The following is a 16438-nucleotide window of genomic DNA, read 5'->3' as shown; positions in this document are numbered from 1 at the left end:
GAGTTTGTCATGGAAGCGAAGCCCGCCGTGCCGCAGGATATCAGGCGGATCGACCTCTCCTTGCCGCCCTCGGCAGGGCTGCACGCGGTTCGCCTTATCGGCTGGGCCGAGGAGGCTGGGCCGGGCGGGCTGATCTATATAGCGGAGGATGAGCGCCGGGCGGAGCAGGTGGCGCAGGCCTTGAAGGGGCTGGCTCCGGATCTGGACGTGCATCTCCTTCCGCCTTGGGATTGCCTTCCCTACGACAGCGTGTCGCCCTCCCGCGAGGTGATGGGACGACGCACATCGGTTCTTCGCCGTCTGGCCGGGCCCGGACTGGGCCCGCACCTGCTGATCACGAGCCCGGCCGCTCTCGTTCAGCGTGTGCCGCCACGCGAAACCTGGGCGAATTCGACCTTTACGTTCAGAGCCGGTGAGGCCTATTCGCAGGCCGCACTTGAAACCTATCTGCATCGTACCGGCTACATCCTCGACGAGCGGGTCGACGAACCGGGCGAGGCTGCGATCCGCAGTCAGGTCATCGACCTTTTTCCGGCCGACAGCCGGCTCCCTTACCGGGCCGAGCACGACGAGGACCGTATCGTCGCGATCCGCTGCTACGATCCGGTTTCGCAGCGCACCCTGTCCGACGTCGAAACACTGGATCTGGAACCTGCTTCCGAGGTCCTCTTCGAGGATGCCCCTGGAGGTGATGAGCAGACCGAGCGCGCTTCTGGAATCGAACATCGCCTGCCGGAGTTCTATCCCTGTCTCGAGACCATTTTCGATTACCGGCCCGAGGCCGCAATGGTCATCGAGGAGCGAGCAGAGGAGCGGCGAAGGCTCGTGATGCAGCAGATTGCCGACGCCTACGAGAGCAGCACGCGATTTCGCAGGGAGACGTCCGCAATGCCGTCCGCCGTCGCGCCCGAGCGCCTTTTCATCCAGGATGACGAGTGGAATGCCTCGACGGCGCAACGCCGCCTCACGTTTCTTAAGTCGCTCCCTCGCGATGAGGCGGAGAAAGTCGCCGTTCCACGCTTTGCGCGCTTGCCGCGGCCGTCGCGGGCTCTAGCCGACTTCGCGCAGGCGCAGATGAAGGCAGGCCGGAAGATCGTTCTCGCAGCAGCGACGCGTCAGGATCTCAACAGGCTCAAGCGCCGGGTGCAAAATCTGCAGGTCGTGCCCGCGCTTGCCGAACACTGGCGCGAGGTTGCCGGTGGGGACTCCGGAGCATGGTTCATGCTGGAAGCTGACCTGACGGGCGGCTTCGTCGATCAGCAGAACGGCGTCGCCGTCATCGCAGCGCCTGACCTCTTGGGCAGTCGGACAACGCACGATTCCGAGCGCGAGGCCAATCTTGCTGCCCTGCAATTCACCGATCTTGAGTTTCGTATCGGCGACGCCGTCATTCATACCGATCACGGCATCGGCCTTCTGGAAGGGATCGAGACCATCTCCGTAGGGGAGACGGAAAGCCACGACACGATCAGGCTGTCCTATGCAGGTGATGACAAGCTCATGGTTCCCGTCGCCGAGATCGGTCGCATCTGGCGTTACGGGTCGGCTTCGGAATCCCTGACGCTCGACAAGCTGAATGGGGAATCCTGGCCGAAGCGACGGGAAAAGGTCGATGCCGATCTTCAGGAAACGGCGAGACGGCTGACCGAGACGGTCGAGGCCCGCAAGACCAGGAAACTCGAGCCGCTCGTTCCGCCGGGTCGCGATTACGAGCGCTTTGTCGCCCGCTTTCCGTATCCCGAGACGCCGGACCAGCAGCGCGCTATCGACGAGGTCCTCGACGACCTGACATCGGGCCGCCCGATGGACCGGCTCGTCTGCGGCGATGTTGGTTTCGGCAAGACGGAGGTTGCGCTGCGCGCGGCCGCGGCGGCTGCGCTTGCCGGACGGCAGGTAGCCGTCGCCGCGCCGACAACGGTTCTGGTGCGACAGCACCTGCGGACGTTCGAGCGCCGCTTCGCAGGCCTGGGCATCGAGGTGGCGCATCTCTCGCGCCTCGTGAAACCGGCCGAGGCGCGCTTGGTGAAGAAGGGGCTGGCCGACGGATCGATCCGCGTCGTCATCGGGACGCATGCGCTTGCGGCCAGGGGCGTGACCTTCAAGGATCTGGGTCTTCTCGTAATCGACGAGGAACAGCGCTTCGGGGTCGCCCACAAGGGAAAGCTGCGGGACATGGCGGCGGGCGGGCATATCCTGACGCTCACCGCAACGCCGATTCCACGCACGATGCAATCGGCCCTGGTGGGCTTGCAGGAACTCAGCATCATCGCGACCCCTCCGGCCCGACGCCAGCCGATCCGCACATTCCTGACAGCCTTCGATCCCGCGGCCGCTCGCGAGGCGCTGATGCGGGAGCGTCGCAGGGGAGGGCAGAGCTTCGTGGTCTGTCCGCAGGTGGAGGATATCGAGCCGATGCGAGAGCAACTGGCCCGGATCGTCCCGGAACTCGATGTTCTCGTCGCCCACGGCCAGATGCCGCCCGCCGAGACGGATGAGGCCATGGTGCGCTTTGCCGATGGCGAGGGCGACGTCCTGCTCGCCACCAATATCATCGAGAGCGGCCTCGACGTGCCGCGCGCCAACACCATGCTGGTCTGGCGCGCCGACAGGTTCGGTCTGTCGCAGCTGCACCAGTTGAGGGGACGCGTCGGGCGCGGGCGCGTTCGCGGTGCGGCGTATCTGCTGACGGAGCCGGGCCAGACACTCTCCGAGGCGACGGAAAGGCGCCTCAAGACACTGGAGGCGCTCGACCGGCTCGGCGCAGGCTTCGCCATCAGCGCGAAGGATCTCGACCAGCGCGGCGCGGGCGCGCTTCTGGGCGAGGAACAGGCGGGCCATATGAAGCTCATCGGGGCCGATCTCTACCAGCACATGCTCAAGCGCGCCCTGCGCGGCGAAGCCCTCGGCGACCACTGGACGCCTGAGCTCAATATCGGGCTCAACGGGACGATCCCGGAGGATTACGTCGCCGAGCCGGAGGTGCGGATCAATCTCTATGCCCGCCTTACGCGATCCGATGCGAGCGAAACGATCGACGATCTCGCCGCCGAGGTCGAGGACCGCTTCGGGCCCATGCCGGAGCCGGTGCAGAACCTGCTTGATCTCACGAACCTGAAACGGCTCTGCCTTCGCATCGGCATCGCCCGCATCGATGCCGGGCCGCAGGCCATTGCCTTGACATTCCGGCCCGGGGCCGTGCGCCGGTTCCCGGTCGAGCAGGTCATCGGCGATGCTCCGGACGAGCTTCGCTGGAGCGGCGAGCGGCTGATCTTCGAGCGTTCCGACGAGCGGCCCGAGAAGCGCCTGCAGCAGATCGTCGAACTGCTGGACCGTCTCGAGGGATGAACCTATTTCACCGACCCGACTTACCCCTGCAACCGATGGAAGGGCGAGGAGACGATGACGCCTGAGGAAATCAAGGAACTGAATGCAGCCCGCGAGAGCCTCGTGAAGCGCCGAAGCGAGATGGCGCGGCATGTTGCCGAAGCTCCGCTGCCCTCGGTCGAGATGGCCGAGGAGCTGACCAAGGTGCTCGTCGCCATCGAGACCCTGGATCGGGCCCTGAACGAGGCCGGACATCCCTATATGAGCCAGGGAATGGTCGATCAGTGGCAAGCCGGGGATTGAGGCCTTCCCTCACATCCTGATCCTGCCCACAAGGTCGAAGCCGTCTTCGGCCTTCGGCCTCAGCACGATCACCTCGCCCTCGGCCGGAAAGACATCCGTCAGCGCAGTGATGTTGACCTGATGCGTGACGAGGACCAGTACGCCCTCGGAGCTCCAGCCGCGGACGAGTTCCCGGACAGCCTCCGTCTGGGCCTCCCGATCTCCCCGGCTGCGGAAGAAGGAATCGAGAGGCGGATAGGGCTCGGCCCTGTCGCCGAAGGCGAGGCGGGCGGTGTCGAGCGAGCGGCACCACCGGCTCGAAAGCACCCGTGTGACGGGAATCTGCCTGTCCCCGAACGTCTCGCCCAGCTGGCGCGCCTGCTCCCGGCCCTCCTCGGAGAGATTACGTTGGGTGGAGCAGTCTTCGAGCTTGAAGCCTGCCGGGTCGCCGGTGCCCGGCGCGCGGGCATGACGGAGGAGGGCGACGGTGCCGCCATCGCGCAACGCCTGCCATGCGGCTTCCGATGCGGCGAGCGGCTGCGCGAGCGCTGTTGCAGCCAGGATCGTCAGGGCAAGAGCAAAGCGCATCGGTCACCTCCATGAAGGACGACACGGCAGATGGAGCAGGCTCGCGCGATGGGGAGGGGCTAAAGCATCGGATGGGATCCCAAAAGTGGACTTGCACTTTTGGGATCCCATCCGATGCTTTCTCTTATGATGACAGCATCGCTGAGTGCGGAAAACCGAATCCACTTTTCCGCACGATGCTCTAAGCGTCCGCGGCAAGATCCACGAGAATACCGACGAGCGGGTCCGCAGGCTCCGCGAGCCCGGCGATCACGTCGAAGTGATGCGCACCCGGCACTTCATGGTAGCGCGTGGCGACGCCCGCCTTGCCCCAGCCCTCGACGATGCTGTGCGACTGGCGCAGGAATTCGCTGCTCTCTGCGCCGCCGACCACGGCGACGAGGCGACCAGCTGCCGGAGGATCCCAGGCGAGGGGACTCATCTCACGAGCCTCACCCTCGTCGAGCCCGAGCGCCCGGTTGATCGAAGTCGGAATGAGAGGCGCGAGGTCGAAGAGGCCGGAGATCGGCATGGCGGACCGCACCGGCATCGGCGCAGGCGTGCGCCGCGCCATGAGGCAGGCGGCAAGGTGTCCGCCCGCCGAGTGACCGGTTGCAACGAGGGGGCGGCCGGTGCGCTGCATGACGAAATCCGCCGCCGCTTCGATCTCTGCGACGATGTCGGCGAGTTTCACGGAGGGGGCGAGATCGTAGCTCGGTATGGCGACCATTAGCCCCCGCTCGTTCGCCCCGCGCGCGAGGTGGCTGGACGACGACTTGTCGAAGGCCTGCCAGTAGCCGCCATGAATGAACAGAACGACGGGGCCGCCGCTGTCGCCGCCGGGCGGGTGGAACAGGTCGAGCCGGTGGCGCTCGCCCGGCCCATAGGCGAGATCGAGTTCGCAGGAGGCCTTTTCGCGGTAGGTGGCGGCATCCCGCTGCCAGCCTGCGATGTGGGCGGGATGATCGGGAACGCGGGCCCGGTTGTTGTATTCCGCCTCGAAGTCGATGTCGCTCACCATGCTGCGCCCCGTTCAGACGTGGAGATACCGGTCCTTGAGGCCTGCATCGGCCACCAGCTCCGCGCTCGTGCCGGTCCAGACCGAGCGGCCTTTCTCGATGATGACATGCCGGTCGGCGAAGCCTGCCAGCGCATCCACGTTCTTGTCGATCACCAGGATGGATTGCTGCTCGCCGCGAAGCCGCTTGAGACAGGACCAGATCTCCGCGCGGATCAGGGGTGCCAGACCCTCCGTCGCTTCGTCGAGGATGAGGAGCTTCGGGTTCGTCATCAGCGCGCGCCCGATGGCGAGCATCTGCTGCTCGCCGCCGGAGAGCTGCGTTCCCAGATTGCCGCGCCGCTCCTTCAGGCGCGGGAAGAGCTCATAGACCGAATCCAGCGTCCAGCGCCGGGCGCCGCTGCGGGCGGATGCGGTCGCAACGAGGTTCTCCTCCACCGTCAGGGTCGGGAAGATCTGCCGCCCTTCCGGCACGAGCCCGATGCCCGCCTTCGCCACGCGATAGGGTGCGAGCCCCGTCACGGCGACGCCGTCGAAGCGGATCTCGCCGCCGCGCGGGCGCAGCAGGCCCATGATGGAGCGCACGGTGGTGGTCTTGCCCATGCCGTTGCGGCCGAGCAGTGTCACGACTTCGCCTGCGCCGACATCGAGCGAGATGTCGAAGAGGACCTGGGCTGCCCCGTAGGATGCCTGGAGCTGGCGCACGGTGAGCATCAGACCGTTTCCTCCTCGCCGAGATAGGCGGTGCGCACGTCCTCGTTCGCCCTTACGCTTTCGGGTGTATCGGTTGCGATCACGCGGCCATAGACGACGACGCTGACCCGGTCGGCGAGCGAGAACACCGCGTCCATGTCGTGCTCGATCAGCACGATGGTGATGCGCCCCTTCAGACGCCGCAGCGTTTCGACGACCCGCAGGGATTCCTCATGGCCGGTGCCCGCCAGAGGCTCGTCGAGCAGGAGAAGCTTCGGCTCCGTCGCCAGCGCGATGGCAAGTTCGAGCTGCCGCTTCTCGCCGTGAGAGAGAAGACCCGCAGGGATGCTGGCGCGGCCACCGAGCCCGACCGTGTTCAGGTGCTGCATGGCGGGCTCGTTCAGCGCCTGCTCCTGTGCCGCGTTGCCGAAGAAGCGGAAGCTCGAGCCGTGCCGCGCCTGGACTGCGAGCGCCACGTTTTCGAGCGCCGAGAAGCCCGGCAGGATCGAGGTGATCTGGAACGAGCGGGCGAGCCCTCTCCTTACCCGCTGGGGCATGGAGAGATGGGTGACGTTCTCCCCATCGAACAGGATCTGTCCGGAATCGGAAGGCAGCATGCCGGAAATCTGGTGGATCAGCGTCGTCTTGCCTGCACCGTTCGGGCCGATGATGGCGTGCAGTTCGCCGGGCCTGATGGACAGGCTCACGTCGTCCGTGACGGCGAGCGCGCCATAAGCCTTCCGCAGGGAGCGCAGTTCGAGCAGGGGCTCAGCCATGGGAACCTCTCCGCAACACGCCCATGATGCCGCCTCGGGCGAACAGCACGATCAGGATCAGGATGGGGCCGAAGGCCATCTGCCAGTTTTCCGTCAGCCGCCAGCGGACGTCGTCGTTCAGGAAGAAGCTCGCCGCATGAAGCATTTCCGGCAGGAACTCCTCGAGGAGCAGGAATGCGGCGGCCCCGATGATCGCGCCATGCAGGGAGCCGAGCCCGCCGAGCACCACCATGAAGATCAGCTCGCCCGAGCGCTGCCAGGTCATGAAGGCCGGGCTGATGAACTCCGCCTGGTTGGCCATGAGGCAGCCTGCAAGTCCCGCGATCATGCCGCTGACGACATAGGCTGCAAGCTGGAAGCGGAAGGGCTGGAAGCCGATGGCCTCCATGCGCACGGCGTTCTCCTTCGTACCGCGCAGCACGCGCCCGAAGCGCGACGTGACGATGGCTCGCGACAGCAGATAGGCCCCGATGAGGCAGAGGAGGGTTGCGGCGTAGAAGGCGTAATCGTTCTCCAGGAATCCGGCGCCCGCCACGAGGCTGCGGGTCGGGAGCGTCATGCCGTCGTCGCCGCCATAGGGTCCAAGGGATGTGGCGAGGAAGAACAGCATCTGCGCGAAGGCGAGGGTGATCATGATGAAATAGACCCCCTTCGTCCGCAGCGAGATCGCGCCCGTCGCCAGCGCGAAAAGGGCGGAGGCCGCGAGCGCGACCGGGATCTGGATCAGCGCGTCCTCCACCCCATGGCTCGCCAGGATGCCGACGGCATAGGCCCCGATGCCGAGGAAGGCCGCATGCCCGAAGCTCACGAGCGCGCCGTAGCCGAGGATGAGATCGAGCGACATGGCCGCAAGGCCGAAGATCATCACGCGGGTGAGGAGCGAGAGGACATATCCCTCCGCACCCGAGGCGGAGGCCAAGAGGGGGGCGGCGGCAAAGGCGGCGAACAGAATGATAGGGATGATGTCGATCCGCATGCCCGAGGAGGGCGCCGGGGCTGTCTGCGTTCCGGTGAGTTCCGTCATGGCCGCGCGTTACCTTTTCACCGGGAACAGGCCGGAGGGGCGGAAGAACAGCACCGCCGCCATGAAGATGTAGATGAGCATCGGCGCAATCGCCCGTCCGGTCTGGCTCGCCGCCGAAGGGTCGAGAACGAGCCTGAGCAGGTTCGGGGCGAAGGAGCGGCCGATGGTGTCGACGAGGCCGATCAGGAGCGCCGCCAGGAAGGCCCCGCGGATCGAGCCGATGCCGCCGATCACGATCACCACGAAGGCCAGGATGAGGATGTTGTCGCCCATGCCGGGCTGGACCGAGAGGATGGGGGCGACCATGGCGCCCGCAAAGCCCGCGAGCATGGCTCCGAAGCCGAAGACGATCATGAACAGCCGCTTGATGTTGACGCCGAGCGCCGACACCATCTGCGGGTTCGTTGCGCCCGCGCGCACCAGCATGCCGACCCGGGTGTAATTGACGAGCACGTAGAGCAGGGCGGCGACGAGGAGGCCCGCCGCAATGATGGCGAGGCGATAGACCGGATAGAGCAGCCCGTCCGCGATCTCGACGGAGCCCGACAGGATCTCCGGCACCGGCACGCTGAGGGGGGCTGCGCCCCAGACGAACTTCACGCCCTGGTTCAGGAACAGGATCACGCCGAAGGTGGCGAGCACCTGATCGAGGTGATCCCTCTCGTAGAGATGACGGAAGATGAGCACTTCGAGAAGAAGCCCGAAGGCCAGCGCCGTCGGAAGGGCGAGGACGAGCCCCCAGCCGAAGCTGCCTGTCCACGCGCTGAAGGCCGCGATCAGGTAGGCGCCAATCATGTACTGGACGCCGTGCGCCAGATTGATGAAGTCCATGACGCCGAAGACCAGCGTCAGCCCGGCGGCGATCAGGAACAGGATGAGGCCGAACTGAAGGCCGTTCAGGGTCTGGATCAGAAGGAGGGTTGCGGTCATCGGCGCTTCACTGGCGGCGGACGTTCACCGGCGAGCCTTGGCTCGTCAGCCCTGCGGCGAGAATGCCGGCGGCGTACGCGGGATAAAGGGCCGCCCCGTATCAGGCGCAGGCCTGAACGGGGCGGGCAGGTGTCGGAATGCGGCTCAGTTCGTCGCCGCACATTCCTTCGCATAGGCGTCCGCGTAATCGTCGAACACCTTCTCGACGATCTCGGTCTGGAACTTGCCGTCGTCGCGCTTTCCGACCTTCACGAGGTAGAAGTCCTGAACGGGGAAGTTGTTTGCGCCGAACTTGAAGTCGCCGCGCAGGGACTTGAAGTCCGCCTTCTTGAGGGCGGCGCGCAGGGCCTCCTTGTCGTCGGTCTTTCCGCCCGTCGCCTTGAGGGCACTGTCGATGAGGAGCGCCGCATCGTAGGCGTGCATGGCGTAGGAGGCCGGCACGGAATTGTAGGCCGAAACGTAGTCCTGCACGAACTTCTTGTTCTGCGGCGTGTCGAGGTTCGGAGCCCAGTTGGAGCCGCCGAACATGCCGAGCGCCGCATCCTGCTGCGCCGGCAGCGTCGATTCATCGACCGTGAAGGCGGAGAGGAACGGCACGCGATCCGCAAGGCCCGCCGCGCGGTACTGCTTGACGAGGTTCACGCCCATGCCGCCGGGCATGAAGGTGAAGATCGCATCCGGCTGCAGCGCCGCGATGTTGGCGAGCTCCGACTGGAAGTCGAGGGTGTTGAGCGGAACGTAGGATTCCTCGACGATCTCGCCCTTGTAGTGCCGCTTGAAGCCCGAGAGCGCATCCTTGCCCGCCTGATAGTTCGGGGCGAGGAGATAAACGCGCTTGTAGCCGCGGTTCTCGGCGACCTTGCCCAGAACCTCGTGGTTCTGGTCGTTCTGGTAGGACGTCGCGAAGAAGTAGGGGTCGCAGCTCTTGCCGGCGAGGTTCGACGGGCCGGCATTGGGACTGATGTAGAAGGTCTTGGAGTCGGTGATCGGCTTGTGGGTGGCGACCGCCACGTTGGAGAAGATCGGCCCGACCACGAAGTCGACCTGGTCGCGCTCGACGAGGCCCTTCGCCTTCTGCACGGCAACGTCGGGCTTGAGCTCGTCGTCGACGACGATCAGTTCGACCTCGCGGCCACCGAGCTTGTTGCCGAGATCCTTCAGGGCGAGCTGGAAGCCGTCCCGCGCATGCTGGCCCAGAACCGCCGACGGGCCGGAGAGGGTCAGCAGCAGGCCGACCTTCACCTTTTCCTGCGCCAGGGCCGGTACGGCGGCGATGCTGAAGGCGGCCGCGAGGCCAAGGGTTTTGACAGTCAGTTTCATCATGAACTCCCGAATGGCTGTTCCCTGCGCACGGTGTGCCGTGCTGCGTGATTGTCTCCGGCGGACCTTGTGGCCTCTGCCGAGGTCGGCGGTACTCTGCCGTAATTTGAGCCTGCCGAACACTCCTTTCGTTCGAGCCGGTTGCCCGCATCCCCATGTTTGGGATTGCCAAGCAATATTTGAAGCTTTAAATAATTTTAAGATTTCTTCAAGCGGATTCCGCAGAGGAAGACAGGCGGGCTGACGGAGACGTGACCGGTGCTCACGGCAAGGTCTCCCGCAAAAAAAATCAAGACCAGAGGAGCGGACGATGGCGTACACGGCTCATGTCGACACCTTCGCGAGGGACAACCTTCCGCCTCCAGGCCTTTGGCCGACTTTCTTGTTCGACCGGCCGGAGCTGCAGTACCCGGACCGCCTCAACTGCGCTGCGGAGTTTCTCGACCGCTGGGTCCGGGAGGGCAGGAGCGACGAGCCCTGTCTGATCAGTCCCGCCGAGACGCTCACCTACCGCCAGCTTCAGGAGCGGGTGAACCGGATCTGCAACGTGCTCGTCCAGAAGCTCGGCTTCGTGCCGGGCAACCGGGTTCTGCTGCGCTCCGCCAACAACCCGATGATGGTGGCGACCTATCTTGCGGTGCTCAAGGCCGGAGGCGTCGTCGTCGCCACCATGCCGCTGCTGCGTGCGAGGGAGATCGCCTATCCGATCGCTAAGGCGAAAATCGCCATCGCCTTCTGCGACCACCGCCTCGCGGATGAGATGGAGCGTGCGAAGGCGCTGTCTCCCGACCTAAAGCACGTCGTCTATTGGGGCTCGGGAGCGCCGGACAATCTCGAAGGTCTGATGGAGGACGTGCCGCCTGACTTCGAGGCCGTGGATACGGCGGCGGATGACGTATGCCTCATCGGCTTTACTTCGGGCACCACGGGCGAGCCCAAGGGCACGATGCATTTCCACCGCGACATGCTGGCGATCTGCGACGCCTACGGGAAGAACGTGCTGCGCGCAGAGCCGACAGACCGCTTCATCGGTTCGCCGCCGCTCGCCTTCACCTTCGGGCTCGGCGGCATCGTGCTCTTCCCCATGCGGATCGGCGTATCGACGGTGCTTCTCGAGAAGGCGGGCCCGGACGATCTCCTGCCCGCGATCATGCAGTACAAGGCGACGATCTGCTTCACGGCGCCCACTGCCTATCGCGCCATGCTCTCGAAGCTCGACAACTACGACATTTCCAGCCTGCGCAAATGCGTCTCCGCCGGAGAGCCGCTGCCGAAGGGTACCTACGAGGCGTGGCGCGCCGCCACCAATATCCGGCTGATGGATGGCATCGGCGCAACCGAGATGCTCCACATCTTCATCGCCGCGCGGGAGGAGGAGATCCGTCCCGGCGCCACCGGCAAGCCGGTCCCCGGCTACGAGGCGCGGGTGGTGGACGAGGAGGGAAGGGAGCTTCCGCCGGGGAGCATCGGCCGCTTGGCCGTTCGCGGCCCGACCGGGTGCCGCTATCTCGCCGACGAGCGGCAGGCCAAGTATGTCCAGAACGGCTGGAACGTCACCGGCGACACCTATCTCATGGATGAGGACGGGTACTTCTGGTATCAGGCGCGCTCCGACGACATGATCATCTCGTCGGGCTACAACATCGCGGGGCCCGAGGTGGAGGCTGCGCTCCTGACACATCCGGCGGTTGCGGAATGCGGCGTGGTCGGCGCCCCGGACGACGGACGGGGCATGGTCGTGAAGGCCTATGTGGTCCTGCGCTCCGGCCACGCGCCGGGCGCCGACCTCACCAAGGCGCTCCAGGATCACGTGAAGGCCGAGATCGCCCCCTACAAGTATCCGCGCATCATCGAATTCGTGGAGGCTCTGCCGCGCACGCAGACTGGCAAGCTCCAGCGCTTCGCGTTGCGCCGCATGGCGCAGGAGCAGGGCAGGCCGGGTCTCGCCGCGAGCGCATAGGACGGCAGCCTGCCACGGTTGATCGGCAGTTATTTCAAGCTTAAAATAAATTCGGAAACGTTCGGATTGGGTTCTCATGAAAACGGCGATCATCGGCGGCGGCCCCGCGGGACTTTATTTCGCGATCCTCATGAAGAAGCTCCGTCCGGAGGCGGAGATCACGGTCTATGAGCGCAACCGCGCCGACGAGACCTTCGGCTTCGGCGTCGTGTTCTCCGACGCCACCCTCGACAATTTCGAAAAGCACGACCTGCCGAGCTATCAGCGCATCACGCGCGAATTCGCCTACTGGGACGACATCGCCATCCACTTCAAGGGAAGCGAACACCGCATCGGCGGCAACGGGTTCTGCGGCTGCTCGCGCCGCACGCTGCTCCTCATCCTGCAGGACCGCGCGGCCGAGCTCGGCGTGAAGCTGCGCTACGACGTGGACGTGGACGACGAGAGCCTGTTCAGCGATGCCGACCTCGTGGTGGTGGCGGACGGCATCAACAGCCGCTTCCGCGACCGCTATGCCGAGCACTTCCAGCCGGAGGTGGATCTTCGCCCCAACAAGTTCGCCTGGATGGGTTCGACACGGCCGCTCGACGCCTTCACCTTCATCTTCCAGGAGACCGAGTGGGGCCCGTTCATCGCCCACGCCTACCAGTACGAGGCGAACCGCTCGACCTGGGTCTTCGAGACCGACCCCGAGACCTTCGCCCGCGCCGGCCTCGACCGGATGAGCGAGCTGGAGTCGGCGGCGCTGATGGAGCGGATCTTCGGCTGGTTCCTCAACGGCCACAAGGTCCTCACCAACCGCTCGATCTGGCGCAATTTCCCGATGATCCGCAACAAGCGCTGGGTCATGGGCAACAAGGTGCTCCTGGGCGACGCCAAGGCCTCCGCGCATTTCTCCATCGGGTCGGGCACCAAGCTCGCCATGGAGGACGCGATTGCGCTCTACGAGGCCTTCCGCCGCGATTCCACCGTCGAGGGTGCGCTCTCGCTCTACGAGACGGGACGCCGCGAGGAGGTGGAGAAGACCCAGCACGCCGCCGACGTGTCGCTGGTGTGGTTCGAGCATGTGGCGCGCTTCTGGGATTTCGATCCCGTGCAGTTCGCCTTCGGCGTCATGACCCGCGCCAAGGCCATCACCTACGACAATCTGCGCCTGCGCGCGCCGGATTTCGTGGAGGCCGTCGACAAGACCTTCGCGAGCCAAGTGAAGGCGAGCGGCTTCGATGTCTCCGTCGAGAAGCCGCAGGTCCCCATGTTCCAGCCCTTCCGCCTGCGGGACATGGTGGTGCCCAATCGCGTCGTCATGTCCCCGATGGACATGTATTCGGCCACGGACGGCGTTCCCGGCGATTGGCATCTCGTCCATTACGGCTCCCGCGCCACGGGCGGCGCGGGACTCATCTTCACCGAGATGACCTGCGTCTCGCCGGAGGCCCGCATCACGCTCGGCTGCACCGGCCTGTGGAACGAGGAGCAGGAGGCGGCCTGGAAACGCATCGTCGATTTCGTTCACGCGAACTCGGCGGCGAAAATCTGCCTCCAGCTCGGCCATGCGGGGCGAAAGGGCGCGACGAAGCTCATGTGGGAGGGCATCGACCGCCCGCTCGAATCCGGGGCCTGGGACATCTGCTCCGCCTCGCCCATTCCCTACTTCCCCGACAGCAAGGTGCCGCGCCAGGCGACCCGCGCCGATATGGATCTTGTCAAGAGCCAGTTCGTGGCCGCAGCCGAGCGCGGCGACCGCGCCGGTTTCGACATGCTGGAGCTGCACTGCGCCCACGGCTACCTGCTGGCGAGCTTCATCTCTCCGCTCACCAACCGCCGCACGGACGAGTACGGCGGCTCCCTGGAGAACAGGTTGCGCTTCCCGCTCGAGATCTTCGACGCCATGCGGGAGGTGTGGCCCGCGAATAAGCCCATGTCCGTGCGCATTTCCGCCACCGACTGGGCCGAGGGCGGCGTTACTGGCGAGGATGCGGTCGAGATCGCCCGCGCCTTCTCCGAGCACGGCGTCGACCTCGTCGATATCTCCACGGGCCAGACCGTGCGCGAGGCGCGGCCGATCTACGGGCGCATGTTCCAGACGCCGTTCTCGGATCAGGTCCGCAACGAGGCGCAGGTCGCCACCATGTGCGTCGGCAACATCACCACGGCGGACCAGGTCAATACGATCCTGGCGGCCGGACGTGCCGATCTCGTCGCGCTCGGCCGGCCGCATCTGGTCGATCCCTTCTTCACCATGAAGGCGGCGGCATGGTACGGCGCGACCGACATCCACTGTCCGCCGCAATATCTCGCGGGCAAGGATCAGATCGTCCGAAACTCCGTGCGCGACCGGCAGGACCTCGAGGATCTCAAGATCAAGGCCAAGCCGAAGACCCGGGCCGAACTCAAGATGGAGGCCGGCGAGAAGCCTCTCGCTGCTGAATGACATGGGCACGAAAAGCTTAAAGGGCCGTCATGCCCTCGTCACCGGCGGCGGCCGGGGCATCGGACGCGCGGTGGCCGCCTCCCTTGTGAAGGCCGGCGCCACCGTCACCATCGTCGGGCGCAAGCCCGCTTCTCTGGACGAGGCTCTGAACGCGGGCGACGCCCATGCCGCCGTCATGGCCGACGTGACGGATATGGCGGCCGTGCAGGCTGCCGTGCATGAGGCCGTCGAACGGTATGGCCCCATCGACCTGATGATCGCCAATGCGGGCGCGGCGGTCTCTGCACCCTTCCTGAAGTCCGGTCCCGAAGTGTTCCGGAACATGCTGGACGTGAACCTCCTCGGGGTCACCAACGTAGTGCAGGCGGTCCTCGGCTCCATGAGCGAACGCGGCTTCGGACGTATCGTGGCCGTGGCCTCCACGGCAGGCCTCAAGGGCTATCCCTATGTGAGCGCCTATTGCGCCTCCAAGCACGCCGTCATCGGCTTCGTGAAGGCGCTCGCGCTCGAGACTGCGAAAACCGGCGTGACGGTCAATGCCGTCTGCCCCGGCTTCACGGATACGGATCTGGTGGCGGAGAGCCTCAGGACCATCATGGCGAAGACTGGCCGCAGCCGCGAGGAAGCTCTAAGCGAGCTGACGAGGCACAACCCGCAGGGCCGGCTTATCGACCCGGCGGAGATTGCGAATACCGTGCTCTGGCTCTGCGGCGAGCAGGCCCGTTCCGTGACCGGGCAGGCCATCGTGGTGGCCGGTGGAGAGATCTGACATGGACGACAGGATGATCCCCCTCGACGCCGAGACCAAGGCGGTCGAAATGCCGGAGCACCACCGGGACGAGCTGCGCCTGTGGCTTCGCCTTCTCACCTGCACCACCCTCATCGAAGGCGAGGTGCGCCGCCGCCTGCGCGAGAGCTTCGACGTGACGCTGCCCCGCTTCGACCTGATGGCTCAGCTCGACAAGGCCCCCGACGGCATGACGCTGTCCGACCTCTCCAGGCGCATGATGGTATCGAACGGCAACCTGACCGGTCTCGTCGACCGGCTCATGGCTTCGGGCCATCTCGACCGACGCGTCTCCTCGACCGACCGGCGGGCGCAGGTCGTCAGCCTGACGGAAGCCGGGCGGGCGGAGTTCCGCGCTATGGCGGCGGAGCACGAGGGCTGGATCGCCGAACTCTTCGCGGACCTGACCCCGAAAGACCAGAAGGACCTCATGCGCCTGCTCGCCAAGACCAAAGGGTCGGCCCGGCGCGCCATCGTGGGAGACGCCTCGTGACGACTTACGCCAACTCAGTCACCCTGCCGCTCGCTTCCTACGAGCCCCGGCACTTTCTGCTGTCGGTCGACGGGCCCGTTGCGACCGTCACGCTCAACCGGCCGGAAAAGAAGAACCCGCTCACCTTCGAGAGCTATCGCGAGCTGACGGATTTCTTTCACGCCTGCGCCAAGGACGATCAGGTGAAGGCCATCGTCATCACCGGGGCAGGGGGCAACTTCTCGTCCGGCGGCGACGTGTTCGAGATCATCGGGCCGCTGGTGGAGATGGACACCAAGGAGCTGACCGCCTTCACCCGCATGACCGGGGAGCTGGTGAAGGCGATGCGCGCCGCGCCTCAGCCCATCGTCGCCGCTGTCGAAGGCGTCTGCGCGGGCGCCGGCGCGATCATCGCCATGGCCTCGGACGTTCGGCTTGCCGCGCCCGGCGCCAAGGTGGCGTTCCTGTTCAACAAAGTGGGGCTCGCAGGCTGCGATATGGGAGCCTGCGCCATCCTGCCCCGCATCATCGGCCAAGGCCGCGCTTCGGAACTGCTCTATACCGGCCGCTTCATGTCGGCTGAGGAGGGGGAGCGCTGGGGCTTTTTCAGCCGTCTTGCCGATGCTGGCAGTCTCCTGAGCGAGGCCGGCGGTCTCGCGCGCGCCATCGGCACCGGCCCGACCTATGCCAACACCATGACGAAGCGGATGCTCGCCATGGAATGGGCCATGTCGGTGGAGGAAGCCATCGAGGCGGAAGCCGTGGCGCAGGCCCTGTGCATGACAACGGAAGACTTCGCCCGCGCCTACCGGGCCTTCGCCGCCAAGGAAAAGCCGGTCTTCCAGGGGGATTGA

The 16438-nt window shown here is 65.7% G+C and carries 14 protein-coding genes; 7 read left to right on the top strand and 7 right to left on the bottom strand.

Annotated elements, in window-relative coordinates; all coding sequences use genetic code 11:
• Positions 1-9 precede the first annotated feature (9 nt).
• Both mfd and LG661_RS05420 read left to right on the top strand, forming a co-directional pair.
• The gene (gene mfd, locus LG661_RS05425; protein WP_230530857.1) at positions 10-3345 is read left to right on the top strand and encodes a transcription-repair coupling factor; all 3336 of its coding nucleotides are present in this window, start codon (positions 10-12) and stop codon (positions 3343-3345) included.
• Between the two features lie 54 nt (positions 3346-3399).
• The gene (locus LG661_RS05420; RefSeq protein ID WP_230530856.1) at positions 3400-3627 is read left to right on the top strand and encodes a hypothetical protein; all 228 of its coding nucleotides are present in this window, start codon (positions 3400-3402) and stop codon (positions 3625-3627) included.
• 9 nt (positions 3628-3636) lie between these two features.
• Here the strand turns inward: LG661_RS05420 and LG661_RS05415 are convergent, their stop codons facing one another.
• The 7 genes from LG661_RS05415 to LG661_RS05385 all read right to left on the bottom strand — a co-directional run bounded on the left by LG661_RS05415 (position 3637) and on the right by LG661_RS05385 (position 9934).
• Positions 3637-4194, bottom strand: a complete 558-nt coding sequence (locus LG661_RS05415; RefSeq protein WP_230530855.1) for a histidine phosphatase family protein — start codon at positions 4192-4194, stop codon at positions 3637-3639.
• Between the two features lie 181 nt (positions 4195-4375).
• Entirely contained in the window at positions 4376-5194 is an 819-nt protein-coding gene (locus LG661_RS05410; RefSeq protein ID WP_230530854.1) for an alpha/beta hydrolase, read from the bottom strand.
• 12 nt (positions 5195-5206) lie between these two features.
• Positions 5207-5905 (bottom strand): ABC transporter ATP-binding protein, encoded by a 699-nt coding sequence (locus LG661_RS05405; RefSeq protein WP_230530853.1) that lies wholly within the window; start codon positions 5903-5905, stop codon positions 5207-5209.
• The gene (locus LG661_RS05400) at positions 5905-6660 is read right to left on the bottom strand and encodes an ABC transporter ATP-binding protein (protein ID WP_230530852.1); all 756 of its coding nucleotides are present in this window, start codon (positions 6658-6660) and stop codon (positions 5905-5907) included. The genes LG661_RS05405 and LG661_RS05400 overlap by 1 nt, the downstream gene beginning before the upstream one ends.
• On the bottom strand, positions 6653-7684 hold the full coding sequence (locus LG661_RS05395; protein WP_230530851.1) for a branched-chain amino acid ABC transporter permease: 1032 nt from the start codon (positions 7682-7684) through the stop codon (positions 6653-6655). The genes LG661_RS05400 and LG661_RS05395 overlap by 8 nt, the downstream gene beginning before the upstream one ends.
• A gap of 9 nt (positions 7685-7693) precedes the next feature.
• Positions 7694-8614, bottom strand: coding sequence for a branched-chain amino acid ABC transporter permease (locus LG661_RS05390; RefSeq protein ID WP_230530850.1), 921 nt, complete (start codon positions 8612-8614; stop codon positions 7694-7696).
• Positions 8615-8758: 144 nt separating this feature from the next.
• The gene (locus LG661_RS05385; protein ID WP_230530849.1) at positions 8759-9934 is read right to left on the bottom strand and encodes an ABC transporter substrate-binding protein; all 1176 of its coding nucleotides are present in this window, start codon (positions 9932-9934) and stop codon (positions 8759-8761) included.
• A gap of 310 nt (positions 9935-10244) precedes the next feature.
• Here LG661_RS05385 and LG661_RS05380 point away from each other — a divergent pair, with 310 nt between their 5' ends.
• The 5 genes from LG661_RS05380 (at position 10245) to LG661_RS05360 (ending at position 16438) form a co-directional block, all read left to right on the top strand.
• Positions 10245-11894, top strand: coding sequence for a benzoate-CoA ligase family protein (locus LG661_RS05380; RefSeq protein ID WP_230530848.1), 1650 nt, complete (start codon positions 10245-10247; stop codon positions 11892-11894).
• A gap of 76 nt (positions 11895-11970) precedes the next feature.
• Entirely contained in the window at positions 11971-14325 is a 2355-nt protein-coding gene (locus LG661_RS05375; protein WP_230530847.1) for a bifunctional salicylyl-CoA 5-hydroxylase/oxidoreductase, read from the top strand.
• A gap of 1 nt (position 14326) precedes the next feature.
• Positions 14327-15094, top strand: coding sequence for an SDR family NAD(P)-dependent oxidoreductase (locus LG661_RS05370; RefSeq protein WP_230530846.1), 768 nt, complete (start codon positions 14327-14329; stop codon positions 15092-15094).
• A 1-nt stretch (position 15095) separates the two neighbouring features.
• Positions 15096-15605, top strand: coding sequence for a MarR family winged helix-turn-helix transcriptional regulator (locus tag LG661_RS05365; protein WP_230530845.1), 510 nt, complete (start codon positions 15096-15098; stop codon positions 15603-15605).
• Positions 15602-16438 carry an enoyl-CoA hydratase family protein gene (locus LG661_RS05360; protein ID WP_230530844.1) on the top strand — a complete coding sequence of 279 codons (837 nt, stop codon included), beginning with the start codon at positions 15602-15604 and terminating at the stop codon, positions 16436-16438. The genes LG661_RS05365 and LG661_RS05360 overlap by 4 nt, the downstream gene beginning before the upstream one ends.

Origin of the sequence: Microvirga roseola, assembly GCF_020866965.1 — a bacterium.
GTDB lineage: Bacteria > Pseudomonadota > Alphaproteobacteria > Rhizobiales > Beijerinckiaceae > Microvirga > Microvirga roseola.
The sequence above is the reverse complement of the archived record's forward strand: the minus strand, read 5'-3'. Positions and strand labels throughout refer to the sequence as shown.

What these genes read in the sequence shown, in the direction of transcription:
- mfd (WP_230530857.1), top strand. Translation starts at nt 10, where the DNA reads ATGGAAGCGAAGCCCGCCGTGCCGCAGGATATCAGGCGGATCGACCTC.
- LG661_RS05420 (WP_230530856.1), top strand. Translation starts at nt 3,400, where the DNA reads ATGACGCCTGAGGAAATCAAGGAACTGAATGCAGCCCGCGAGAGCCTC.
- LG661_RS05415 (WP_230530855.1), bottom strand. Translation starts at nt 4,194, where the DNA reads ATGCGCTTTGCTCTTGCCCTGACGATCCTGGCTGCAACAGCGCTCGCG.
- LG661_RS05410 (WP_230530854.1), bottom strand. Translation starts at nt 5,194, where the DNA reads ATGGTGAGCGACATCGACTTCGAGGCGGAATACAACAACCGGGCCCGC.
- LG661_RS05405 (WP_230530853.1), bottom strand. Translation starts at nt 5,905, where the DNA reads ATGCTCACCGTGCGCCAGCTCCAGGCATCCTACGGGGCAGCCCAGGTC.
- LG661_RS05400 (WP_230530852.1), bottom strand. Translation starts at nt 6,660, where the DNA reads ATGGCTGAGCCCCTGCTCGAACTGCGCTCCCTGCGGAAGGCTTATGGC.
- LG661_RS05395 (WP_230530851.1), bottom strand. Translation starts at nt 7,684, where the DNA reads ATGACGGAACTCACCGGAACGCAGACAGCCCCGGCGCCCTCCTCGGGC.
- LG661_RS05390 (WP_230530850.1), bottom strand. Translation starts at nt 8,614, where the DNA reads ATGACCGCAACCCTCCTTCTGATCCAGACCCTGAACGGCCTTCAGTTC.
- LG661_RS05385 (WP_230530849.1), bottom strand. Translation starts at nt 9,934, where the DNA reads ATGAAACTGACTGTCAAAACCCTTGGCCTCGCGGCCGCCTTCAGCATC.
- LG661_RS05380 (WP_230530848.1), top strand. Translation starts at nt 10,245, where the DNA reads ATGGCGTACACGGCTCATGTCGACACCTTCGCGAGGGACAACCTTCCG.
- LG661_RS05375 (WP_230530847.1), top strand. Translation starts at nt 11,971, where the DNA reads ATGAAAACGGCGATCATCGGCGGCGGCCCCGCGGGACTTTATTTCGCG.
- LG661_RS05370 (WP_230530846.1), top strand. Translation starts at nt 14,327, where the DNA reads ATGGGCACGAAAAGCTTAAAGGGCCGTCATGCCCTCGTCACCGGCGGC.
- LG661_RS05365 (WP_230530845.1), top strand. Translation starts at nt 15,096, where the DNA reads ATGGACGACAGGATGATCCCCCTCGACGCCGAGACCAAGGCGGTCGAA.